Consider the following 21,005-nt stretch of genomic DNA (forward strand, 5'->3'; position numbering starts at 1 on the left):
CCAAAAAAAAAATAAGGTCTGTAATGCTACAGACCTTATTTTATATATTGTTTTATAACGTGTCTTTTATAAAAAGTTAGGCATATCTAGCTTTCTACTGATGCGGTAAGCAGCATTTACCAAGCCTACATGACTGTATGCTTGAGGGAAGTTACCCCATTGACTACCATTTTTAGCGTCTACATCTTCACTTAATAGACCTAAGTGGTTGCTATATTTTAACAGGCTTTCGAAGGTCTCAATCGCTTCATCTATTCTGCCTACGCAAGTAAGCGCTTCTACATACCAGAATGCACAAATTAAGAATGTCGTTTCAGGTTCTCCGAAATCATCGGCATGTTTATACCTGTAGAATAAACCTTCTTTTGATTTAAGTTCTTTTTCTAACTCTCTTAGGTGAGTGTCACATGCTTTAGGGTCATTTTGCAAATACCCCATCATAATCATCTGAAGATTACTAGCATCGAGGTTTTTAGAGCCTATTGCTTGGGTGTAAACACCTCTGGCAGGGTCGAAGCATGCATCAATTTTTTCTGATGATAATTTCGCCAATTTTTCTGCTAACGATCTAATCTTCTCGTCACCAAATTTATCAGCTATTTTTTGTGCCGCTTTGGCGCCAGCCCAATGAAACAGATACGTGTAACAGTGGTATTGGCTCAATGTCCTGAATTCCCAAAGGCCTGCATCTGGCTCATCCATCAGGTTGTCTATTTTAGACAGTATGTCGTATACCAGATTCAAAGAGTCAGAGCGTTCTAAGTTAATGAATCGTCTGTCTACATATAAAGGCATTAAAGAAGCCAAAATCTGCCCATATACATCATTTTGGATGTGTGTATAAGCTTGGTTTCCTATTCTTACAGGAGTGTTCCCTTTATAGCCTTTTAGCTCTGTAATTTGCTCTATTAATTCTCCTTCACCAGTTATACTATATAATGGTTGGAAGCGGTTTTTAGATTTTACAGAAATGTTAACAATATAGTTGAAGTATCTTTCTAGTTCTTCAAAGTGACCAATATTGTTAAAAGCCGTTAGCGTATAATATGCATCTCGCATCCAGCAATACCGGTAATCCCAGTTTCTTCCACTACCAGGAGACTCTGGCAAACTAGTAGTACCTGCAGCTATAATAGCTCCGGTATCTTCATATTGGTGTATTTTAAGGGCTAGTGCAGACCTGTTTATTTCGGCCTGATGGAAATTACTAACACTCATATTTTTAACCCATCCTCTCCAGTATCGCTTAGTTTTATCAAGAAAACTTTCGCAAGTACTGGCTAGTGGAGCCTCCAGCGGAGCGCCCCATGTAAGGGCCATGTATTTTACTTCATTCAATACTATTGGTCTTTCTTCTACAATGTATGACAAAGAAAGATCAGTAGTAAGTCTTACTTCTTTTTCAAGACCTAAGTATTCAATATGGTTGCTTGCTTCATACTGAGAAGGTTTTAGCTTACCATATTCTCCTGTAGGAAAACACTTCACTCTTATGCGAGGAGCGTTATCTAAAGGTTCCACCTTACGAATTAACATTATAGGCTTAAAGTACCTGTCGAATTGCTGAAAACGAGGTGCAAAGTCTGTTATTCTGTACCTACCCTGCGAAGAGGTAATTTCAGTACAAAGAATGTTAGTATTCTCTAAATAGTATTGATGAGATTCAATGATATCTCCATCTGGCTTAATAGAAAATTCTCCACCGTTTTCATCATCGAGCATACCTCCAAAGATGAAGCTGCTATCAAACCTTGGCCAGCACATCCATTCAATATTAGTATTTTTATGAATATGCGCCTGGAAAGAGCAGTTGCCTATAAGGCCGTAGTCGTAGGTGTGTTTGGTCATATTTTAATAGAAGGTTTCGAGTTTAAATATTTAACTACGAGGCTACTTGCACCCAAAATAGGAGCGCTTTGGTTTTGTAGTTGAGATGGCAACACCTTCACTTTACCTTTGTATATAGGCATAAGGTTAGCTTCCATATGTCTAATAGTAGGGGCAAAGATTAAATCACCTGCTAAAGATAAACCGCCAAATAAGAATATGGCTTCTGGGTTAGTGTGAGCTACTGTATCAGCTAATTTACTACCAAGAATTTTACCAGTGTATTCGTAAGCCTCTTTGGCTACAATATCACCTCTGTTAGCAGATTCGGTTATCATTTTAGTGTTAAGGTCATCAAAACTAATGCCTCTTAATTCACTATTAACTGTGAAATCAGCTAAAAGTTTATAAACAGTACGTTTAATCCCTGTGGCAGAAACATACGTTTCTAAACAACCTTTTCGCCCGCACCCACAATGTCTACCATTAGGGTTAATAGTTACATGGCCCAGCTCTGCGGCAAAACCATCGTAGCCATATACAAGTTCACCGTTGCATACTATACCAGAGCCAAGTCCGGTACCTAGTGTAATCACGATGAAGTCTTTCATGTCTTTTGCACCGCCATAAATCATCTCACCCATAGCAGCAGCATTAGCATCATTGGTGATCATTACCGGAACGCCTAAGTCTTCCTTCATAATATCAACCATAGGCACTATGCCTTTCCAAGGTAAGTTAGGAGCATGCTCTATGGTACCTCTGTATACGTTACCGTTAGGAGCACCTACACCTACTGCTTTTATTTTAAATTCTCCTTCAAGTTGAGTGAGACCAGCTTTGATTGCATGATTTAATTTGTAGATGAAATCTCTAAAATTTTCATGTTCTTGCGTTGAAATCTTATTTTGATATAAAACTTCGCCATTGTCCGATACAATTCCGAATTTAGTATTGGTTCCACCAATATCAATTCCGACAATTACTCCATTCATGATCTAAGGTAGTGTTTTAATGTGGTACGAAATGTTCGCATATGCAGGTTGATACCCACGTTTTAAGCGGTCATATTCTTCCACTGGTTTTAAAATATCCTGAAATATATGTGCTAATGCACTTCTAAAATGGGGTTTTACAAACAGAAGGTTTGAACTACGAGTGAACAAGTGAACAAGCGGTTGTAACATCATTACTGTTTTAATTCTTCTGAATTTAATCACAGAAAATGCATTTTCCACCTTTTTACTGAATTGATTTAGTACTTTACTAAAGGAATGCGCGCTCTTAAATTTCAAATCTTCTTTTTTACTGCATTTCTCTATACTATAGCATTGGCAGGTATAGGCTGAGTTTATACCGGCATTGAGCCATAAAGAAAGTGAGTGTGTTATACCTATGCCGAAAGTCGACATCCAATGTTGTTTTAAGTAACACATTGGAGTAGTTGGTTTTATAACGCCAAAAGCAGGTTGTAAAACGTACCTTGATTTATACTCGGCACTGTAAACATACGTTTCAGTAATATTGTTTAACTGATCTGATATTTCAGGGACAGGTTTAATTGAATTAACTATTATATTTTCAATACCATCGAATAAGGCACCAGTAATGTATACACTAAAAGATGACTCTGCTATACATTGCTGTATAGCTAAGCCACTTTTGATGTTATTGCTGATACCCTTGGTGATCATATTGCTAATATCTTCGCTAGTTGTACGGCTTCAGGGTCAATCTCGTGTCGTTTGTTATCCACTTGATCAAAGCCAACATAGACTAATTTATTATCTTTTACGCCAATCATGACGTCATTTTTACCATTTAATAAGCCTTCTACAGCTCCAACTCCTAATCTTCCGGCCAGCACCCTGTCAAAGTAGCTTGGTGAGCCTCCGCGTTGTAAATGACCTAGTATGGTAACTTTTACATCGTAATAAGGAGCCTTTTGCTTCACTTGTTCGGCTACTTCCCATACTGATCCGCTTTTTCCGCCTTCAGCTACTACCACTAAGCTCGACTTTTTGTTCTTGTCTGCACCAGCATCCAATTTGTCGATAAGCTCGTCAACAGTCATGCTGTCTTCTGGCATCATAATAGCTACAGCTCCACCAGCGATACCACTGTTTAGTGCTATGTATCCACTGTGTCTTCCCATTACTTCTATAAAGAATAATCGGTTATGAGAAAGTGCCGTATCACGAATTTTATCTATTGCTTCTACAGCCGTGTTGGTGGCGGTATCATAGCCAATGGTGTAATCCATGCCTGGCAAATCATTGTCGATAGTACCTGGCAGGCAGATAGAAGGTACACCAAATTCTTCATAGAATTTATGAAGACCGGTAAAAGTACCATTACCACCAATAGCGACTAAAGCGTCAATATCTCTTGATTTTAAATTTTCGTAAGCTTTTTTACGGCCTTCAGGCGTTCTGAATTCTTCACTTCTAGCTGATTTGAGGATGGTTCCACCTCTTTGAATGATGTTACTTACAGAACGTACATCTAATTTAACGATATCGTTATCTATCATTCCTTCGTAACCACGATAGATACCAAATACATTCTTTTTGTAGTATACACAGGCTCTTACGACTGCTCTGATGGCAGCATTCATACCAGGAGCATCTCCACCCGAAGTGAATACAGCGATGTTTTTAATTTCAGTACTCATGAAATATTTTCTATATTAGACAAACCAAAGTTAGTGTAAACGTAACACTTAGGCAATATACAATTGACATTACATACATCAAATAAATATAATCCCCATGTTTCCGTTGACTGCGCCATTTTTGGATTTAATGACGAGGGGCTAAATATACTACTAATTAAGCGTAAGCAACAAAATTCTGTAATGGCATTACCAGGAGATTTGATAAAAGATGATGAAAATCTCGATATGGCGGCCAACAGGGTGTTATTTGAACTTACAGAATTAGAAAATATTTTTTTAGAGCAGCTTCATGCTTTTGGAGACCCTGATAGGGTGAAGAACATGGACGATGAGCAATGGTTGAGGGAGGTAAGGGAAGAGCCCGGGGCAAGAGTAATTACCATTGCATATTATGCCGTAATTAATGCTAAAGATTTTGCGCCTAAGCCATCATCTTTTGCTGATGAGGTCATATGGAAGCCTGTTTATGAGCTGCCCCAGTTAGCATTTGATCATAATTTAATTGTAGATCGTGCTCTGTACTATTTGCGCAATAACCTAATGCGTGAGCCGCTAATTACTTCTGGGTTGTTGCCTGAAAAGTTTACTTTAAGAGAGCTTCAAAATTTATATGAAGCTGTGTTAAACGAGTCGATAGACAAGCGTAATTTCAGAAAAAAGGTGCTGGCTTCTAAATTATTAATAGGGCTGAATGAAAAGGAGGTAGGCGTAGCTCATAAACCAGCCCAGTATTATAAGTTTGATTTAGAAAAGGTGAAATACAGCAGTTGGATATGATCTTAAAGTTTACTCCATCCTTCAATTAAAAGATTGCCTGTAGCTGGGTTGGTCGCTATTGGAATATTGTTAACATCACAAATCCTCATTAGCATTTGCACATCGGGCTCGTGCGGGTGTTTGCCTAGCGGGTCTCTAAAGAAAATAACCATGTCTAGGTCTGAAGTGGCCGCCATGGCAGCTATTTGAGCATCACCACCAATTGGGCCTGAAAGTAGCTTTGTTACTTTCAGACCCGCATTAGCAACATGACCACCAGTGGTACCAGTGGCAAAAAGTTCAACGTTTTCTAACTTGTCTTTATGCTTTAGAAGAAAGGCTACCATTTCAGCCTTTTTTCCGTCATGTGCTATGATGGCAATTTTCATGTTTTATTGCTTTCTTGAGATAGCTTTTAAGGCTGCATCCACAATGCTTTGTGGAGATAAGCCATATTTCTCTAATAATTCTTCAGGGGTTCCACTCTCTCCAAATGAATCTTGAACGGCTACCATCTCTAGTGGAGTAGGTAGGTTTTGGATAAGAGTTTGGGCAATACTGTCTCCTAAACCACCATTTATTTGGTGCTCTTCTGCACTTACCGCACAACCTGTCTTTTTAACAGAGGCTAAAATAGCTTCAGTATCCAAAGGCTTTATAGTGTGAATATCGATGATTTCAGCATTAATACCTTTCTCAGCCAAAATAGCTTCAGCTTCTATTGCTTGCCATACCATGTGACCAGTAGCAAAAATAGAAACGTCAGCACCATCTATTAGTTTGTTGGCTTTTCCTATAATAAACTCTTGATTTTCAGGAGTGAATACAGGCCATTTCGGACGACCGAATCTTAGATACACAGGACCGTCATGCTTAGCAATGGCAATAGTTGCAGCCTTTGTTTGGTTATAATCACATGGGTTAATTACAGTCATGTGAGGAAGCATCTTCATCATACCTACATCCTCAAGGATTTGGTGAGTAGCACCATCTTCTCCTAATGTAAGACCAGCGTGAGATGCACATATTTTTACGTTCTTACCTGAGTAAGCTACAGATTGTCTTATTTGATCATACACTCTACCTGTAGAGAAGTTAGCAAAAGTACCTGTAAAAGGTATTTTACCTCCTATGGTCATCCCAGCGGCTAACCCTATCATGTTAGCTTCAGCGATACCTACTTGATAAAATCGCTCAGGAAATTCTTTTTTAAAATCTCCCATTTTTAAAGATCCAATAAGGTCAGCACATAGCGCTACTACCTGGTCGTTAGTTCTTCCCAGTTCTAAAAGACCGGCACCGAAGCCAGATCTGGTATCTTTTTTCTCTGTAAATGTTATTTTAGTCAAAACAGCGGTTTTTGAAGAGTGTACAATTTTTAAAATGCAAATTTAATAGTTTAGTTGAAAACCCTGTTATAAAGGTGGTTTCATTTTTACGTTTTAATATAACTACTTGCTAAAGCTCATAAAGAAGTGTTGCTAGTTAAATAAGTTGACCAACACTGACCTGCCTTCTAATACTTTTATAGTTTTTATGGCCGTGTATTTACTGCCCGGGGCTTTGCTAGCTCTAAAAACAATTTTATATGTGCCAGGCTGAATGGTAACAGATATTTTTGATTTTTGATGATCTAGGTTATATACCCATTCTTGCTCTCCGTTTTCTTTTATTTCATAAACACTTCCATATCCACCAGCATTATTGGTGATGTTTAATATTCCCGGATCGGGCAGGGTGATGTTTGCTGTTTTGCTTTGCTCTATTTTAATGTTTTTAAATTCTCTTCTTGGCAGTGTGAGTACCTCTACGTCATATTGGCCTATCAGATAGTTTTGATTGGAATTAATGTCTTGGATATGTACAACATGATTTCTGTTATGCTCTCTTATTATTGCTCTTACACCTTGAGGGTAGGCGCTGGCGCTCCCTTGTGTTAGCTTAAGGTTGCCTTGCGGACATTTAATCCTGATTACATTGTGCTGCCCTGGCTTTAAAACTACATCTCTTTTTATGGCAGGTGGTAGGGTATTGGCTACCACATCGTAAGTAAGTACTGGGTCTAGCTGAATGCTATCGGGTTGCCCATTTTTATCCAAATAATGAACAAAGTCAAATGATGGTTCATGGGTAAAGGCATTGATAAAAGATACATTTATATTGGTTTCTGTAGGTCGGTTATTGGCGTCTAGCAGTTCTACACTAGCCGAGGTTTTGTCCAAACTTGTAGATATGGCCTTTTGTAAGGCTTTTTGAAATGATGCAATGTCTTTGGCATCGTAATACTCGCCTATACATTTAAATTGGTCTTTGAAATTTTGCCCCATGCCTATACCAATGATAAATGGTTTCAGGAAAATACCTTTTTTTTGTAATGCCAATGACACTGCGCAGGGATCGCCATCGCAAGATTCTATGCCATCGGTAATAATAATTACAATGTTCCTATAGCCCTGCGATGAAGGAAAATCGTTGGCTGATTGTTCTAGTGAATAGGCAATAGGGGTGGTGCCTTTTGGTGCTATCATTTTAAGCTTGCGTATAATTTGGTCATGGTTGTTTTTTGCAAAACCAACCTCTAACCTTGTATCTTTGCAGTTTTGGCTAGCTCTTTGGTAAATATGACCATACGCTCTAAGGGCTAATTCTAAATGAGAATCGCTTTTTAAAGAATCTACTAAGTTAGCGAGTAGCTCTTTTGCTGCAGTAATTCTGTTGGTTTCTCCCCAACCGGCAAGCATACTTCCCGATCCATCTAAAAGAAACATAATTCTAGTATTGTCAGGTATCTTTTGTTGTACCTGCTGGGCAGGCAAAGTGATAACGCCAATGAAAAATAATAGTACAATTAGGAAGAGATGTTTCATATTTAAATTTACTGAAACAAAATAAAATATAATAGGTTAATAGATTGCTTGTCGGTGCCAATGTAAATAGTACAAATATTGCTGATGATTATCATTAGTAGCAAACCCCTTCTTTGCTATATTTACATGACTACATAAAGACAATCATATACCTGATAATTAGAATTAATAGCAGAAATGGCTAAAAGATATAATGAAGAAGAGCTATCAGGCTGGGGTAATATTCCCAAGGCTGAATGTAAAGTGGCTTATCCCTTAGAGGAAAGAGACGTAAGGGCTATACAAAAAGATAAAGGCGTATTAGCTCGTGGAAAAGGAAGGAGTTATGCTGATCAGGCCACTAATTCGAGTAATTATATTATGAAAATGGAGCGAATGAACCATTTTCTTGATTTTGATGAAGCTACAGGTCTTCTTACTTGTGAGGCGGGAGTAACTTTGGATGAGATTATTGCCAGTTTTGCTCACAGGGGATGGTTTCCTTTGATTAATCCCGGAACTAAATTTGTAACTATAGGTGGCGCCATAGCTAATGACATTCATGGCAAGGCACATCATGTAGATGGTTCTTTTGTAAACTGTGTGCAGTATTTTACCATTATGCTTGCCGATGGTAGAATTGTGACTGCCAGTAGAGAAGAAAATAGTGATCTGTTCTGGGCTAATTTTGGTGGCTTAGGCTTGTTAGGTACTATCTTAACCGCCTGTATTCAGTTACGAAAAATAGAGACTACATACTTTGTTCAAAAGTCTATAGAGGCTAAGAACTTAACTGAAATGCTTGAAGCAATTGATGCTAATGATAAAGAATACAATTATTCTGTAGCTTGGATTGATTCATTGGCTACAGGAAAGAAACTAGGGCAAGGGGTTTTAATTGTAGGCAATGAAGCTAAGCTAGATGACTTACCTGCCAAGTTGAAAAAAAATCCTTTAAAGCCAGGGGCTGAGTCAAAGCTCACGGTGCCATTTTATATGCCTTCTTTTACGCTAAATAAGCTTTCTGTAACTATGCTCAATAAGGCGCTTTACATTAAACAGAAAGGCGGCACAGGTGTGGCGCATTACGATAGTTTTTTCTTTCCTCTTGATATGATTAATGAATGGAATAGAGGATACGGTAAGAGAGGTTTTATCCAATATCAGTTTGTGGTGCCAGAAGAGGGAGGTAAAGAAAGTATAAGGAAGATACTTACTGAGATTACCAAAAGTGGATGTATGCCGTTTTTAAATGTTCTTAAGAAGTTTGGAGAGGGAGATGGCGGCTTGCTGTCTTTTCCTATGAAGGGATATACCTTTGCTATTGATTTTCCTATTACGCCAATGCTTAAACCATTTACGAAAAAACTTGATCAGATGGTGGTAGAGGCTGGTGGTAGAATATATATGGGTAAAGATGCTTATTTAGATGAAGCTACTTTTAAGACCATGTATCCACAGCATGAACAATGGATGCAGGTAAAGGCAAAATATGACCCTCAGAATGTGTATACTTCTGACCTTGGTAGAAGGATAGGGTTAGTGTAAAACAAAAAAGGCTAAGTTTTAACTTAGCCTTTTTTGTTTATTTTTATTGTGATATTAATTAATAATCACCCAAAGTCTCTTCTAGCTGACCTAATGCATTGGCTAATTGCTCATCATTAGGAGCAACACCGTGCCATTTGTGTGTACCTACCATAAAGTCTACTCCATGTCCCATGTCAGTAGTCATAAGGTTAAGTACCGGTTTTCCTTTTCCTGTTAAAGATCTTGCTTCTTCTAATTTTACAGTAATAGACTCCATATCATTTCCGTAGCTTTCTATTACATGCCATCCAAATGATTCCCATTTAGCTTTTAAATCCTGAAGATCTAAAACATCTTTAATAGGACCATCAATTTGCTGACCATTATAGTCAATAGTAGCTATTACATTGTCTAGCTTATTATGAGCGGCATACATAGCAGCTTCCCATACTTGGCCTTCTTGCTGCTCTCCGTCACCCATAAGTACATATACCTGACGGTTGTCTCCATCTAATTTTTTAGCTTGTGCAGCACCTAAAGCAACAGATAGTCCTTGCCCTAAAGATCCTGAAGCTACACGTACACCTGGTAAATGCTCTTCTGTAGTAGGGTGGCCTTGTAGTCTGCTGTTAAGCTTTCTAAATGTAGCTAGTTCTGATACCTCAAAGTATCCACTTCTTGCCAATACGCTATACCATACTGGTGAAATATGACCGTTTGATAAGAAAAACAAATCCTCTCCTTTACCATCGGGGTTGAAGTTCTTATCATGCTTCATGATGTGGAAATAAAGTGCTACTAAGTAGTCTGTGCATCCTAAAGAACCACCAGGATGACCTGATTGTACTGCGTGCACCATTCTTAAAATGTCTCTACGTACTTGAGAAGCTACCTTTTTTAACTCTATGATATCAGGCTCGGTACTCATAATTTAATAGGAATATTGATGTTGCTAATTTTCTGAAGTTGCGAATTTAATTAAGATAAATATTATAAAGAAGTAAAGTTTTAACTATGCTTCAGAAAGTATCTGTGCAGTGTGCTCTTTTGTCTTTACTTTTTTGATGATATCTGCAATTTTACCTTCCTCATCTATTATAAAGGTGGTTCTGGCAGTACCCATATATTTTCTCCCATACATTTGTTTTTCAACCCAAGTACCATATTTTTCGTGCACTTGCTTTTCAGTATCTGCTAATAAAGTAAAAGGCAGCTCTTGTTTTTCTATAAAGCGTAGGTGAGACTTTTCAGTATCAGAACTAATGCCTAAGATAACATAGCCTGCTTTCTCAAGTGCACTATAATTGTCTCTTAAATTACAAGCCTGAGCTGTACAGCCAGGTGTACTATCTTTTGGGTAGAAATATAAAACCACCTTTTTTCCTTTGTAATCCGATAATTTTATTGGATTGCCATTTTGATCGTTTACTTCAAAGTCAGGTGCTTTATCGCCAATTTCTAATGCCATAATTAATATATTTTTGAGGTATATTGATTTTTATTATTTGAATTATCGATTACTATAACTTCAACGTCTCCATTGAAATTAACACTTTTGTCAAGCTTTTCTGACCATATGATGTTAGTCTTATAGTCGTAGTTCATTAAAACCCATTCGTTATTGACAAGGCATTTGTATTCTTTAATGCCTGATTTGTCGTCATAAATCTTGAACCTCAACCGGTCTTTATTTACTTGAATAGGGGTGATTACCGGAGGAATCGTATCCTTTAAAATTTGAAAATTTCCAAAGTCTCGTGTAGAAAAGGTGATTTTGTCATAATTCCAAGTTCCGCCTTTGTAGTAAGTACGTCCGCTTGAAGATACTGCATAAACTGCATATTTATCAGCGTCTTTGTAGCTGATTTGCGGCTTTAGGGTTACTGCTATATAACTTTTTAGTGGAACTAAGTTATCTCCTAGTGAGAAGGTTTCCTTATCTAACTCTTGGTTATAATCGTATGAGGTTTGTAAATACAGCGTATCAAATAGGTCCTTATCTGTAAATGAGACATCCATATGCTCACTGTAATATTTATAGGCTGTGCCCGGAGGAACCATATCTTTATAATTGAGCACTACATTTTTGTTGTTGATGTCAGCAGAAAAGGGGAGGCCTTTTCGCATGTCCCACAGGTATACGCCCAAAGTCCCATTTACCACATATGCAGGTTGTAAAGCAGTTATCTCTGGCGTGTAAAGGTTTATGCCGCTTTCGGCTTTGTTGGTGATAGGGCTATTGATGACAAGTGTATTTTCAATCAGTTCATGGCCTATTTTAGGTAGCTTACTACTTACTATAGACTGAGGAGTAGCTTTAACGCTTTGAATTTTAAATGTTAGGCTTGAGGTGTTTCCATAGCTATCAAACATTTGGATATTCACCTGATGTACGGTATCATCTTTAAACTCAATTTTGCCTTTTTGAGTATCAGTATTGTAAAAATGTAGGGTGTTTCCATCATCTACATATAGTTTATGAAAACGTTCTCCAGTGGTTTGTTGAATAGCATAATCCATGTGCTTGAGGATGTTTCTTTGCTCATAAAAAGAAAACGTGCTGATGTCTTGTGAGAAGACAGGTTTGTCATCCACATTCATGTTGATTTCGCTTATACCACATCTAAATCTGGTGCCATCAAGCCTGTCATAAGCATATATTTCTATGCCTACTTTGCCAAGTACATTTACCGGAGTATTAGAGTAGTAGTTATTACCTACTTTCTTTACAGGGATAGTAACTTTTCCAAACTGGCCATTAATTCTCGCGTCAATATCAAGAGTTTGTAACACTAAGTCCATTAATAAAGGCGAAGTATTATCTACTATTTCCTTGAAACCGTATTTTAATGGGTTCAAAGGCTTGTTGTTGGCATCTCTTATGTCGAAATGTAAATGAGGTCCTCCCGAACCTCCGCTATTTCCTGAGAGTGCTATTGTGTCACCCTTGGTAATAGGAAACTGACCTTTTTTAAAATATAGATCTATGTCAAAGGATTTTTTTCTGTATTGAGCCTTGGTAAGATATTCTCCTACGGGGCCTACTATTTTTTCAAGATGTCCATACACAGAAATATGACCATTGGGGTGCGTAATATATATAGCATTTCCATATCCGTAAGGAGAAATGTCTATTCGGGACACATACCCATCCGCAGCCGCTTGAACATAAAGTCCGGTTCTGCTCTCAGTTCTTATGTCTATACCTGTGTGGAAATGGTTAGACCTCAATTCTCCCATGGTGCCGGCTAGTGTATTTCTATGTCCTGGTTTTATAGGGAATAGATAATAGCCATCTTCTCGAGATTGAGCAGAGGTAGCTAACGAGCTAAATAATAAAAATGCTAGTATTAAAAGTGAATTATAATTATTTGATTTCAAATTCCAGTAGTTTCTCATTCTCTATGTAAGCAGCTAATTTATTCCCAATTTCAACAGGTCCGACCCCCTTCGGAGTTCCGGTAAATATTAAATCTCCTTTTTTTAATGTTATAAATTTCGATATGTAGGCTATGATATAATCTATCTTAAATATCATCAAAGATGTATTGCCTTCTTGTTTCATTTCACCATCAATCGATAAGCCGAAGTTTAAATTGTTTAAATCGCCAAATTGATCTTTCGGATAAAATGAGGAAATAGGGGCGGAGTCATTAAAGCCTTTAGCTAAGGTCCAGGGCGTGCCTTTTTCTTTTGCCTTTTGCTGAAGGTCCCTTGCCGTAAAGTCTATGCCTATGCCTATTTCATCATAATATTTATTCGCAAATTTTTCCTGAATGTGTTTGCCCTCTTTACAAATTTTCACAACCAGCTCCACTTCATAATGGACATCCTTGCTAAATTCTGGATAGAAAAATGGCGCATTCCCTTTGAGAAGTGCCGTGTCTGGTTTGGTGAAAATTAAAGGCTCATCAGGCTGTTCATTATTAAGCTCCTTAATATGATCCACATAATTGCGACCAATAGCGAGTATTTTCATCTAATAACTATTTATAAAGAGTTCGGTTATTATATTTAAAGTCTTTGACTAGCAATTTGTTATTGTCTAGGATAAAGATTTAGCAAAAATGTTAAACTTTTAATGAGGTAAAAAATATTAGTATGATAAAAAAAATATTATTTCTGCTAATGGCAGGGCTGATTTTATATGGTTGTGCAAGCGTGCCTGTTACTGGAAGGAGTCAGTTGAATCTGGTATCTAACTCTGAGATTTTACCTATGAGTTATGACCAATATCAACAAGTACTTAAGGATAATAAGCTTTCTGCTAATCAAGAATATATTAATATGGTGAAAACCGTAGGGAAGAAGATACAGCATGCTGTAGAGCAATATATGGCTGAACAAGGGCTGTCTTCTCAGCTAAATGGTTACTCATGGGAGTTTAATGTGATTGAATCAGAAGAGGTAAATGCTTGGTGTATGCCAGGAGGTAAAGTGGCTTTTTATACCGGAATTATGCCTATATGCCAAGATGAAAAAGGTGTGGCTGTTGTTATGGGACATGAAGTGGCACATGCTGTAGCTAACCATGGTAGAGAGCGCATGAGTGAGTCGTTGGTGGCTAACTTAGGTTTAACATCTTTAAATGTGGCTTTGGGAGAAAATCCTAGTCTTACTCAGCAGCTGCTATATCAGTCAGTAGGTATAGGTACTCAATTAGGAATGCTAAAGTTTTCAAGAACCCACGAGTCTGAGGCTGATCACATAGGCTTGATATTCATGGCTATGGCAGGTTACGATCCGCATGAGGCGCCAGTTTTCTGGGAGCGTATGGAGGCTAATAGTTCAGGAGCAAGGCAGCCTGAGTTTTTGTCTACTCACCCTCACCCAAGCACTAGAATTGCTGACTTACAAAAGGAAATACCGGAAGCAATGAAATATTATAACGAAGCAAAATAAAAAAGGGGATTTTAAATCCCCTTTTTTATTATTTTCCAAAATTAGAAAATGCCTTGAGTTTGATCTCTGTTAGCTTTTTCTTAGTATCTTGTGGGAAATCACCCCTCATCATCCATTCATAATAGTTGGGTTCTCTCTCTAAAACCTGAGTTACTGGTCGGTTACGATGCTTACCAAAGTTAAAGCAAGGGATGCCTTCAGCGTTAAGTACTATACGCCCAGCAAGGTCCACCATGTTAGTAGAAGTTAAATCATGCAATGTTTGCATATCATTAACTATTACTCCCAGTTTATTGCCTAAGTTATCAACTACTTCTTGTCCATCATATTTTTCTACCTGAGCTTCTAATACTGCTAAAGTTGCTAATGTATCAGCCTCTGCACTATGGGCACCTTCTAATGTCTTATTGCAGTAAAATTTGTAGGCAGCGGAAAGTGTTCTTTTTTCCATCATATGAAAAATTTTCTGAGCATCTACAAGTTTTCTTTTGCTTACATCAAATTCTACACCTGCTCTCAAAAATTCTTCAACAAGTAAAGGCACATCAAATTTTAATATGTTAAACCCAGCCAAATCAGAGCCCTCTAAAAACTTAGCCATACTCTTGGCTATGCTTTTAAAAGTGGGAGCATCTTTTATATCCTCATCATAAATGCCGTGTATCATGCTTGTTTCGGCAGGGATAGGCACTGTAGGATTAATTTTGTGAGTTTTAATAATATTTTCTCCATTAGGCATAACCTTAACCACCGATATCTCAATGATTCTATCAGTAACCACATTTGTGCCTGTGGTTTCTAGGTCGAAGAATGTTAATGGATTTTTTAAGTTTAATTTCATCTAATTCTAATCTAAAAGTTCTTTAGCTAATGCTTCGTAATCTAGGCCATTAAAGTTGCCAGAAGACATTAGTAATAAGTTTTTGTCTTTCCAGTCTTGCCCTTTTAAGTATTCTACCATTTCAGTGGTTTCTGTAAATACTTTTATGTGTCTTTCATCAAAAGCACTAATGATATCTTCTTTACTAATAGGCTCTAGTTTTTTATGCTCTATAGTTTTAGGGTTAAAGTAAACTATGGGCCTGTATGAATAACTCATAGAACCTTTGTACTGTTTCAAGAAACTTTTATTTAAGCTACTAAAGGTGTGTAACTCTAAGCAGGCTACAAGCTCTCTTTCCGGATATTGCTCTCTGAGAGCCAGCGTGGTTGCTTTTACCTTCGAAGGCGCATGAGCAAAATCTTTATAAACGGAAGACCTATCGTTTTCTTTAACTATTTCGAGCCTTTTGGCAGGGCCTTGAAAACTTTGAATTGCCTCATAAAATTGGTCTTCTGTAATACCTATTTTCTTCAATACTTCTTTAGCTCCATTGATATTTTGCAGGTTATGCTTGCCAAATACATTAATGGGGATGTGCTGTGAATCTCTCGTTAGAAATGTTTTGCCACCATCGATAAAGTGAGGGTGTGCTTTGTAACCTATAGCATGCACATCTTCGCGCTCTTTTTTGCCTATTACTGAGGTCATGGCATCTTCTTCAAAATACACTAAAGAACCTGCCTTGGGAGAAGCATCAGCAAAATGATCGAATTGGCTAACGTAGCTTTCTTCTGTAGGGAAAACGTTGATGTGATCCCAAGAGATACCACTGATCAGACCAATGTGGTGATGGTACTTTAAGAATTTTGGTGTTGGGTCTAGCGGTGAAGTAAGGTATTCGTCACCTTCAATTATTATTACTGGCGCGTCAGACAATTGCACCATAGTTTCGAAGCCTTGTAACTGCGCTCCTACAGCAAAATCAAATTTTCTATTGAAGTGTTTGAGTACATGAATTATCATTGAGGTAATGGAAGTTTTTCCATGGCTACCTGCAATAACTACACGTTGTTTATCTTTAGACTGTTCATATATATAATCCGGAAAAGAATATACTTTTAAACCTAACTCTTCCGCCTTTATAAGTTCGGGGTTGTCCTTTCGTGCATGCATTCCTACTATTACAGCATCTAATTCGCTGGTAATATTCTCAGGGTTCCATCCTTCTTCTTTAGGCAGCAAGCCATACTTTTCTAATTTACTATAAGACGGTTCAAAAATCTCATCGTCAGATCCTGTTACCTTATATCCTTTGTTATGAAGGGCGATAGCAAGATTATGCATAATGCTTCCGCCAATAGCTATGAAATGAATGTTTTGCAATTCTGTCTTCATGAGGTCTTTGGTTAAGGCTCAAAATTAAGATAAAAATTATAAAACGGAGATGATTTTATGTTTTAAAGCGTTGTGAATAGTAGTGTGGATAAGTGAGAAAAATGTAGATAACTCTTTAAGTTTTCAACATTAAATTCTATTTACTGTGAGTATCTATAGTCTTATGTGTGGAAAAACTGTTTGCTACATATATATATAACCTAAGCGGAGGGTGTGCACTTTACTTTTTATCAACACTAAAAAAAAGTGTTGCAGAATTCACATGGAATTGGTAGAAGGTAATTTTCTTTTTACGTTTGAGGTTGAATTCAGAAGTAGTAATTAAATCGACTAGAAATATAAATGGAAAAAAAATCAACGGCATTAAGAGTGGGGCCTATGACAGGCAGAGGCGGAAGAGATGTGACTCAGGGTTTAGGAAAACTACCACCTCAGGCAGTTGATTTAGAGGAAGCCGTTTTAGGAGCATTAATGCTTGAGAAAGATGCTTTAACTACTGTTATTGATATTCTTAGGCCAAACAGTTTTTACAAAGATGCCCACAAGGAAATTTATGGTGCTATAGTAGAACTGTTTAATAATTCGGAGCCCGTAGATATGCGGACGGTGGCTAATCAGCTTAGGAAAAATGGCAAGCTGGAGATGGCAGGTGGTTCCTATTATTTGGCAGAGTTGACGTCTAAAGTGAGTTCGGCAGCCAATATCGAATATCACGCTCGTGTGGTGACGGAGATGTCTATCAAGAGAGACTTGATAAGGGTGTCTTCTGAGATTCAAAACGATGCCTATGAAGATACTACCGATGTATTTGAATTATTAGATAAAACGGAAAGGTCGCTATTCGAAATCTCGGAAGCCAACATTCGTAAAAACTACGATAATATGCGCTCCCTCATGGCTCAGGCTATTCAAGAGTTAGAGGAGAGGAAGAATCATACCGATGGATTAACAGGAGTGCCCAGTGGTATGTCAGCTTTGGATAGAGTTACCTCTGGTTGGCAGCGGTCCGATTTGGTTATTATTGCGGCTCGTCCTGCGATGGGTAAAACTGCCTTCGTGCTTTCTTGTTTGCGAAATGCCGCGGTAGACTTTAACCAAGGAGCAGCCATATTTTCACTTGAGATGTCGTCCGTTCAGCTTGTAAACAGGCTTATCTCTGCGGAAGCAGAACTAGAAAGTGAAAAGATTAAAAAGGGTAGTCTTGCTGATTATGAATGGCAACAGCTGATACATAAGACCAATAAGTTAAGTAATGCACCTATTTACATTGATGATACTCCCGGGCTTTCTATTCTGGAAATGAGGGCGAAATGTAGACGTCTAAAAGCTCAGCACGATATTCAAATTATCATTATAGATTACCTGCAGCTTATGAGTGGAGACTCTGGTAAAGGTGGAGGTAACCGTGAACAGGAGATTGCATCGATTTCACGGGCCTTGAAAGGTATTGCTAAAGAATTAAACGTGCCGGTAATTGCACTTTCTCAGTTAAGTAGGGCCGTGGAGACCAGGGGTGGAGATAAGAGACCACAGCTTTCCGATTTGAGGGAATCAGGATCAATAGAGCAGGATGCCGATATGGTAATGTTCCTTTATAGACCAGAATACTATGGTATTACAGAAGATGAAAACGGTATGCCAACTAATGGAGTGGGAGAGGTGATTATAGCTAAACACCGTAATGGTTCATTAGAAAATGTGCCGCTTAAGTTTATCGGTAAATTTACCAAGTTCTGTGATTTGGATACCCCGGGCTTTGCAGGTAATGAGTTTCCTGGAGGAAGCGCTATTCCATCCGAGTTTAACGATACTTCGGGTACTATTACTTTAGGTAGTAGGCTAAATGAAGATAGCAATGGCGGACAGCAGTCGGGCGCTTCAGGCTTTGGTTATGCACCAGGCCCTGATGATCAGGATGCACCATTCTAAATAAGAGCGTTTTCTAAAAATATTTATAAACTTTCTGAGCTGTTCATTACAAAATGAACAGCTTTTTTTATCTTTAGTTATATAGAACTAGGTTAAAACCATAACGGGTGATATCAGTTTACTCGGCTAACCTAGGAGTTGTAATTAAAAATAAAATGCAAATGAAAGCATTAGTTTTAAAAGGGCCGGGGCAAATAGCCATAGTAGATATGGAAAAACCCAAACCAGGCCCCAAGGAAGTGTTGTTGCAAATGAAAGCAGTGGCGCTCAATAAACGTGACCAGTTTATACGGGAGGGTAAATACCCAGATATTCATTTGAATGCTGTGCTGGGTGCAGATGGCGTAGGAGAGGTAATAGAAGTTGGTAGCGATATAAAGAAAAGCTGGAAAGGAAAGCATGTGATGATTAACCCCAACCGTAATTGGGGGGATGATCCTAAGGTGCAGTCAAGAGAATATTCAATATTAGGAATGCCTTCTCATGGCACTTTTTCAGAATATTTAGCTATTGGCCAAGATAGGATACATGAAATACCTCCCCATCTTACTATTGAAGAAGCTGCTGCGCTACCACTGGCGGGACTCACAGCATATAGAGCATGCTTCTACCATGGTAAAATCAAAGAAGGAGATAATGTTTTAATTTCTGGTTTTGGTGGAGGCGTGGCACAATACGCATTCCAGTTTGCCTTAGCTGCGGGCGCTCATGTATTTGTTACCTCCGGTAAACAAGAAAAGCTAGACCTTGCCATGAATATGGGGGCTGCAGGCGCATTCAATTATAAATTGCCCAACTGGCATAAAAACCCATGGCAGACAAAAGGAGGTTTTGATGTGGTAATTGATAGTGCCGGTGGAGATCAAATCAATAAATTTATCAAAATAATGCGTGGAGGTGGTCGCATTGTCTTTTATGGAGCTACTAATGGCTTACCCAATTCAGTAGATTTATACCGTATGTTCTGGAATCAAATAACCTTGCAAGGTTCTACTATGGGTAACGACCAAGAGTTTGTAGATATGCTGCAGTTTGTCTCAGATAAAAAGGTGAAGCCATTATTAGATTCAGTAAGACCATTTGACTATATCGAATCCGCTTTTGATGATATCGCCCAGCCATTTAAGACTGGAAAAGTCGTTATTAAATTTTAATGCTTAATTAATCGTCTTCAAAAAGCATTTCATTATAGGCGTTTTGAAGCTCTCTAAGCAGTAATGCGTTGTTTTGCGTTTTGGCAATGCTAATACCTTTAACAAAAATGCCTTCTGCCTTGTTTCTTTCTTCGAAAGCAAGGTAGAGTTTTGCAGCATGGTAATAAGTGGGCAAATAATCGGGATGGTTTTCTAATAGAATATCGAAGTATTCCATGGCTTTTTCAGGGCTGGTTTCTTTGTATTCTGTAGCGAGTGCATAAAGTGTGAAGGCATCATTTGGGTCTTCTTCTAAAAACTTAAGCAGTTGCTTTATACGTGGAGAATTCATTTTAATTCAATTTTTATTTGCTTCATTATTCGTTATCTTCGCTGCAAACTTAGTACGATAATTACGAAGTATATAAATAGACCTCAGAATAAATGAAAATATTAGTTTGTATTACGCACGTGCCAGACACAACTTCTCGTATCTCTTTCACTGATGGTGATACTAAGTTTGATGCTAATGGTGTACAGTTTATAATTGGACCCTACGATGATTATGCTCTTGCAAGAGCAGTAGAGCTTAAAGAGCAAAGTGGTGGTTCTATTACCGTTTTAAATGTAGGTACTGCCGAAACAGAGCCTACAATAAGAAAAGCTTTGGCTATTGGAGCTGACGATGCTATAAGAGTGAATGCTGAACCTACAGATTCGTTCTTTGTAGCTAAAGAAATTGCTAACGTAGCTAAGGATGGAAGTTATGATTTAATTCTAATGGGTAGAGAGTCAATAGACTTTAATGGAGGAATGGTTCACGGAATGGTAGGTGAGTTACTAGGACTACCGTCCATATCGCCCGTTATGACTTTAGATATAGATGGAGATGTGGCTAAAATGGCCCGAGAGATTGAAGGAGGTAAAGAATATTTGGAAGTGAAGCTTCCATTTGTTGCGGGGTGTCAAGAGCCCATAGCAGAGTGGAAAATACCTAATATGAGAGGTATTATGTCTGCCAGAACTAAACCTTTAAATGTAGTGGAGCCTTCAGAGAGTGCTACCAGTACTACTTTAGAAAAGTTTGAATTACCACCAGCAAAAGGAGATGTGAAAATGATTGATGCGGATAACGTATCAGAGCTGGTAAACTTGTTGAAAAACGAAGCCAAGGTAATTTAATTAAA

20 protein-coding genes are annotated in these 21,005 nt (G+C 38.0%); 6 read left to right on the forward strand and 14 right to left on the reverse strand.

What is annotated here, in order from left to right:
• Window positions 1–66 precede the first annotated feature (66 nt).
• From ACXACQ_RS14635 to pfkA, 4 genes are read right to left on the reverse strand one after another with little or no spacing between them, the layout of a single operon-like run.
• Complete coding sequence (locus ACXACQ_RS14635; protein WP_474976700.1) at window positions 67–1,848, reverse strand: glycoside hydrolase family 15 protein; 1,782 nt, start codon at window positions 1,846–1,848, stop codon at window positions 67–69.
• Window positions 1,845–2,822, reverse strand: a complete 978-nt coding sequence (locus ACXACQ_RS14640; protein WP_474976701.1) for an ROK family protein — start codon at window positions 2,820–2,822, stop codon at window positions 1,845–1,847. Before ACXACQ_RS14640 ends, ACXACQ_RS14635 begins: the two co-directional genes overlap by 4 nt.
• A gap of 3 nt (window positions 2,823–2,825) precedes the next feature.
• A complete protein-coding gene (locus tag ACXACQ_RS14645; protein ID WP_474976702.1) occupies window positions 2,826–3,521 on the reverse strand; it encodes a hypothetical protein in 696 nt (231 codons plus the stop codon).
• Window positions 3,518–4,501: a 6-phosphofructokinase gene (gene pfkA, locus ACXACQ_RS14650; RefSeq protein WP_474976703.1), complete on the reverse strand. Its 984-nt coding sequence runs from the start codon at window positions 4,499–4,501 to the stop codon at window positions 3,518–3,520. Before pfkA ends, ACXACQ_RS14645 begins: the two co-directional genes overlap by 4 nt.
• Window positions 4,502–4,564: 63 nt before the next feature.
• Here pfkA and ACXACQ_RS14655 point away from each other — a divergent pair, with 63 nt between their 5' ends.
• Window positions 4,565–5,281: an NUDIX hydrolase gene (locus tag ACXACQ_RS14655; protein WP_474976704.1), complete on the forward strand. Its 717-nt coding sequence runs from the start codon at window positions 4,565–4,567 to the stop codon at window positions 5,279–5,281.
• 2 nt (window positions 5,282–5,283) lie between these two features.
• Here ACXACQ_RS14655 and ACXACQ_RS14660 read toward each other — a convergent pair whose 3' ends face one another.
• The 3 genes from ACXACQ_RS14660 to ACXACQ_RS14670 all read right to left on the reverse strand — a co-directional run bounded on the left by ACXACQ_RS14660 (window position 5,284) and on the right by ACXACQ_RS14670 (window position 8,127).
• Window positions 5,284–5,649, reverse strand: coding sequence for a methylglyoxal synthase (locus ACXACQ_RS14660; protein ID WP_474976705.1), 366 nt, complete (start codon window positions 5,647–5,649; stop codon window positions 5,284–5,286).
• 3 nt (window positions 5,650–5,652) lie between these two features.
• Window positions 5,653–6,609, reverse strand: a complete 957-nt coding sequence (locus tag ACXACQ_RS14665; protein ID WP_474976706.1) for a transketolase family protein — start codon at window positions 6,607–6,609, stop codon at window positions 5,653–5,655.
• Between the two features lie 132 nt (window positions 6,610–6,741).
• On the reverse strand, window positions 6,742–8,127 hold the full coding sequence (locus ACXACQ_RS14670; protein ID WP_474976707.1) for a vWA domain-containing protein: 1,386 nt from the start codon (window positions 8,125–8,127) through the stop codon (window positions 6,742–6,744).
• A gap of 177 nt (window positions 8,128–8,304) precedes the next feature.
• Here ACXACQ_RS14670 and ACXACQ_RS14675 point away from each other — a divergent pair, with 177 nt between their 5' ends.
• Window positions 8,305–9,654, forward strand: a complete 1,350-nt coding sequence (locus ACXACQ_RS14675; protein WP_474976708.1) for an FAD-binding protein — start codon at window positions 8,305–8,307, stop codon at window positions 9,652–9,654.
• A gap of 58 nt (window positions 9,655–9,712) precedes the next feature.
• Here ACXACQ_RS14675 and ACXACQ_RS14680 read toward each other — a convergent pair whose 3' ends face one another.
• The 4 genes from ACXACQ_RS14680 to ACXACQ_RS14695 form a co-directional block, all read right to left on the reverse strand.
• Window positions 9,713–10,564, reverse strand: a complete 852-nt coding sequence (locus tag ACXACQ_RS14680; protein WP_474976709.1) for a transketolase — start codon at window positions 10,562–10,564, stop codon at window positions 9,713–9,715.
• Between the two features lie 84 nt (window positions 10,565–10,648).
• A complete protein-coding gene (bcp, locus tag ACXACQ_RS14685; protein ID WP_474976710.1) occupies window positions 10,649–11,104 on the reverse strand; it encodes a thioredoxin-dependent thiol peroxidase in 456 nt (151 codons plus the stop codon).
• Window positions 11,105–11,106: 2 nt separating this feature from the next.
• Window positions 11,107–13,017, reverse strand: coding sequence for a M23 family metallopeptidase (locus ACXACQ_RS14690; RefSeq protein ID WP_474976711.1), 1,911 nt, complete (start codon window positions 13,015–13,017; stop codon window positions 11,107–11,109).
• Complete coding sequence (locus tag ACXACQ_RS14695) at window positions 13,004–13,615, reverse strand: fumarylacetoacetate hydrolase family protein (protein WP_474976712.1); 612 nt, start codon at window positions 13,613–13,615, stop codon at window positions 13,004–13,006. The genes ACXACQ_RS14690 and ACXACQ_RS14695 overlap by 14 nt, the downstream gene beginning before the upstream one ends.
• Window positions 13,616–13,737: 122 nt before the next feature.
• On the opposite strand from ACXACQ_RS14695, the gene ACXACQ_RS14700 reads away from it, so the two are divergent.
• Window positions 13,738–14,538: a M48 family metallopeptidase gene (locus tag ACXACQ_RS14700; protein WP_474976713.1), complete on the forward strand. Its 801-nt coding sequence runs from the start codon at window positions 13,738–13,740 to the stop codon at window positions 14,536–14,538.
• A 28-nt stretch (window positions 14,539–14,566) separates the two neighbouring features.
• Here ACXACQ_RS14700 and ACXACQ_RS14705 read toward each other — a convergent pair whose 3' ends face one another.
• The gene (locus tag ACXACQ_RS14705; RefSeq protein WP_474976714.1) at window positions 14,567–15,379 is read right to left on the reverse strand and encodes an exonuclease domain-containing protein; all 813 of its coding nucleotides are present in this window, start codon (window positions 15,377–15,379) and stop codon (window positions 14,567–14,569) included.
• A 6-nt stretch (window positions 15,380–15,385) separates the two neighbouring features.
• On the reverse strand, window positions 15,386–16,756 hold the full coding sequence (locus ACXACQ_RS14710; protein ID WP_474976715.1) for a UDP-N-acetylmuramate--L-alanine ligase: 1,371 nt from the start codon (window positions 16,754–16,756) through the stop codon (window positions 15,386–15,388).
• Window positions 16,757–17,134: 378 nt separating this feature from the next.
• Between ACXACQ_RS14710 and dnaB the strand changes: the two genes are divergently transcribed.
• Window positions 17,135–18,685 carry a replicative DNA helicase gene (dnaB, locus tag ACXACQ_RS14715; RefSeq protein ID WP_474978483.1) on the forward strand — a complete coding sequence of 517 codons (1,551 nt, stop codon included), beginning with the start codon at window positions 17,135–17,137 and terminating at the stop codon, window positions 18,683–18,685.
• 161 nt (window positions 18,686–18,846) lie between these two features.
• A complete protein-coding gene (locus ACXACQ_RS14720; protein ID WP_474976716.1) occupies window positions 18,847–19,839 on the forward strand; it encodes a zinc-binding dehydrogenase in 993 nt (330 codons plus the stop codon).
• Between the two features lie 7 nt (window positions 19,840–19,846).
• Here the strand turns inward: ACXACQ_RS14720 and ACXACQ_RS14725 are convergent, their stop codons facing one another.
• Window positions 19,847–20,170 (reverse strand): tetratricopeptide repeat protein, encoded by a 324-nt coding sequence (locus tag ACXACQ_RS14725; RefSeq protein ID WP_474976717.1) that lies wholly within the window; start codon window positions 20,168–20,170, stop codon window positions 19,847–19,849.
• 92 nt (window positions 20,171–20,262) lie between these two features.
• On the opposite strand from ACXACQ_RS14725, the gene ACXACQ_RS14730 reads away from it, so the two are divergent.
• Window positions 20,263–21,000 carry an electron transfer flavoprotein subunit beta/FixA family protein gene (locus tag ACXACQ_RS14730; protein WP_474976718.1) on the forward strand — a complete coding sequence of 246 codons (738 nt, stop codon included), beginning with the start codon at window positions 20,263–20,265 and terminating at the stop codon, window positions 20,998–21,000.
• Window positions 21,001–21,005 lie beyond the last annotated feature (5 nt).

It is taken from the genome of Fulvivirga sp. AWR4_260, from assembly GCF_056158185.1.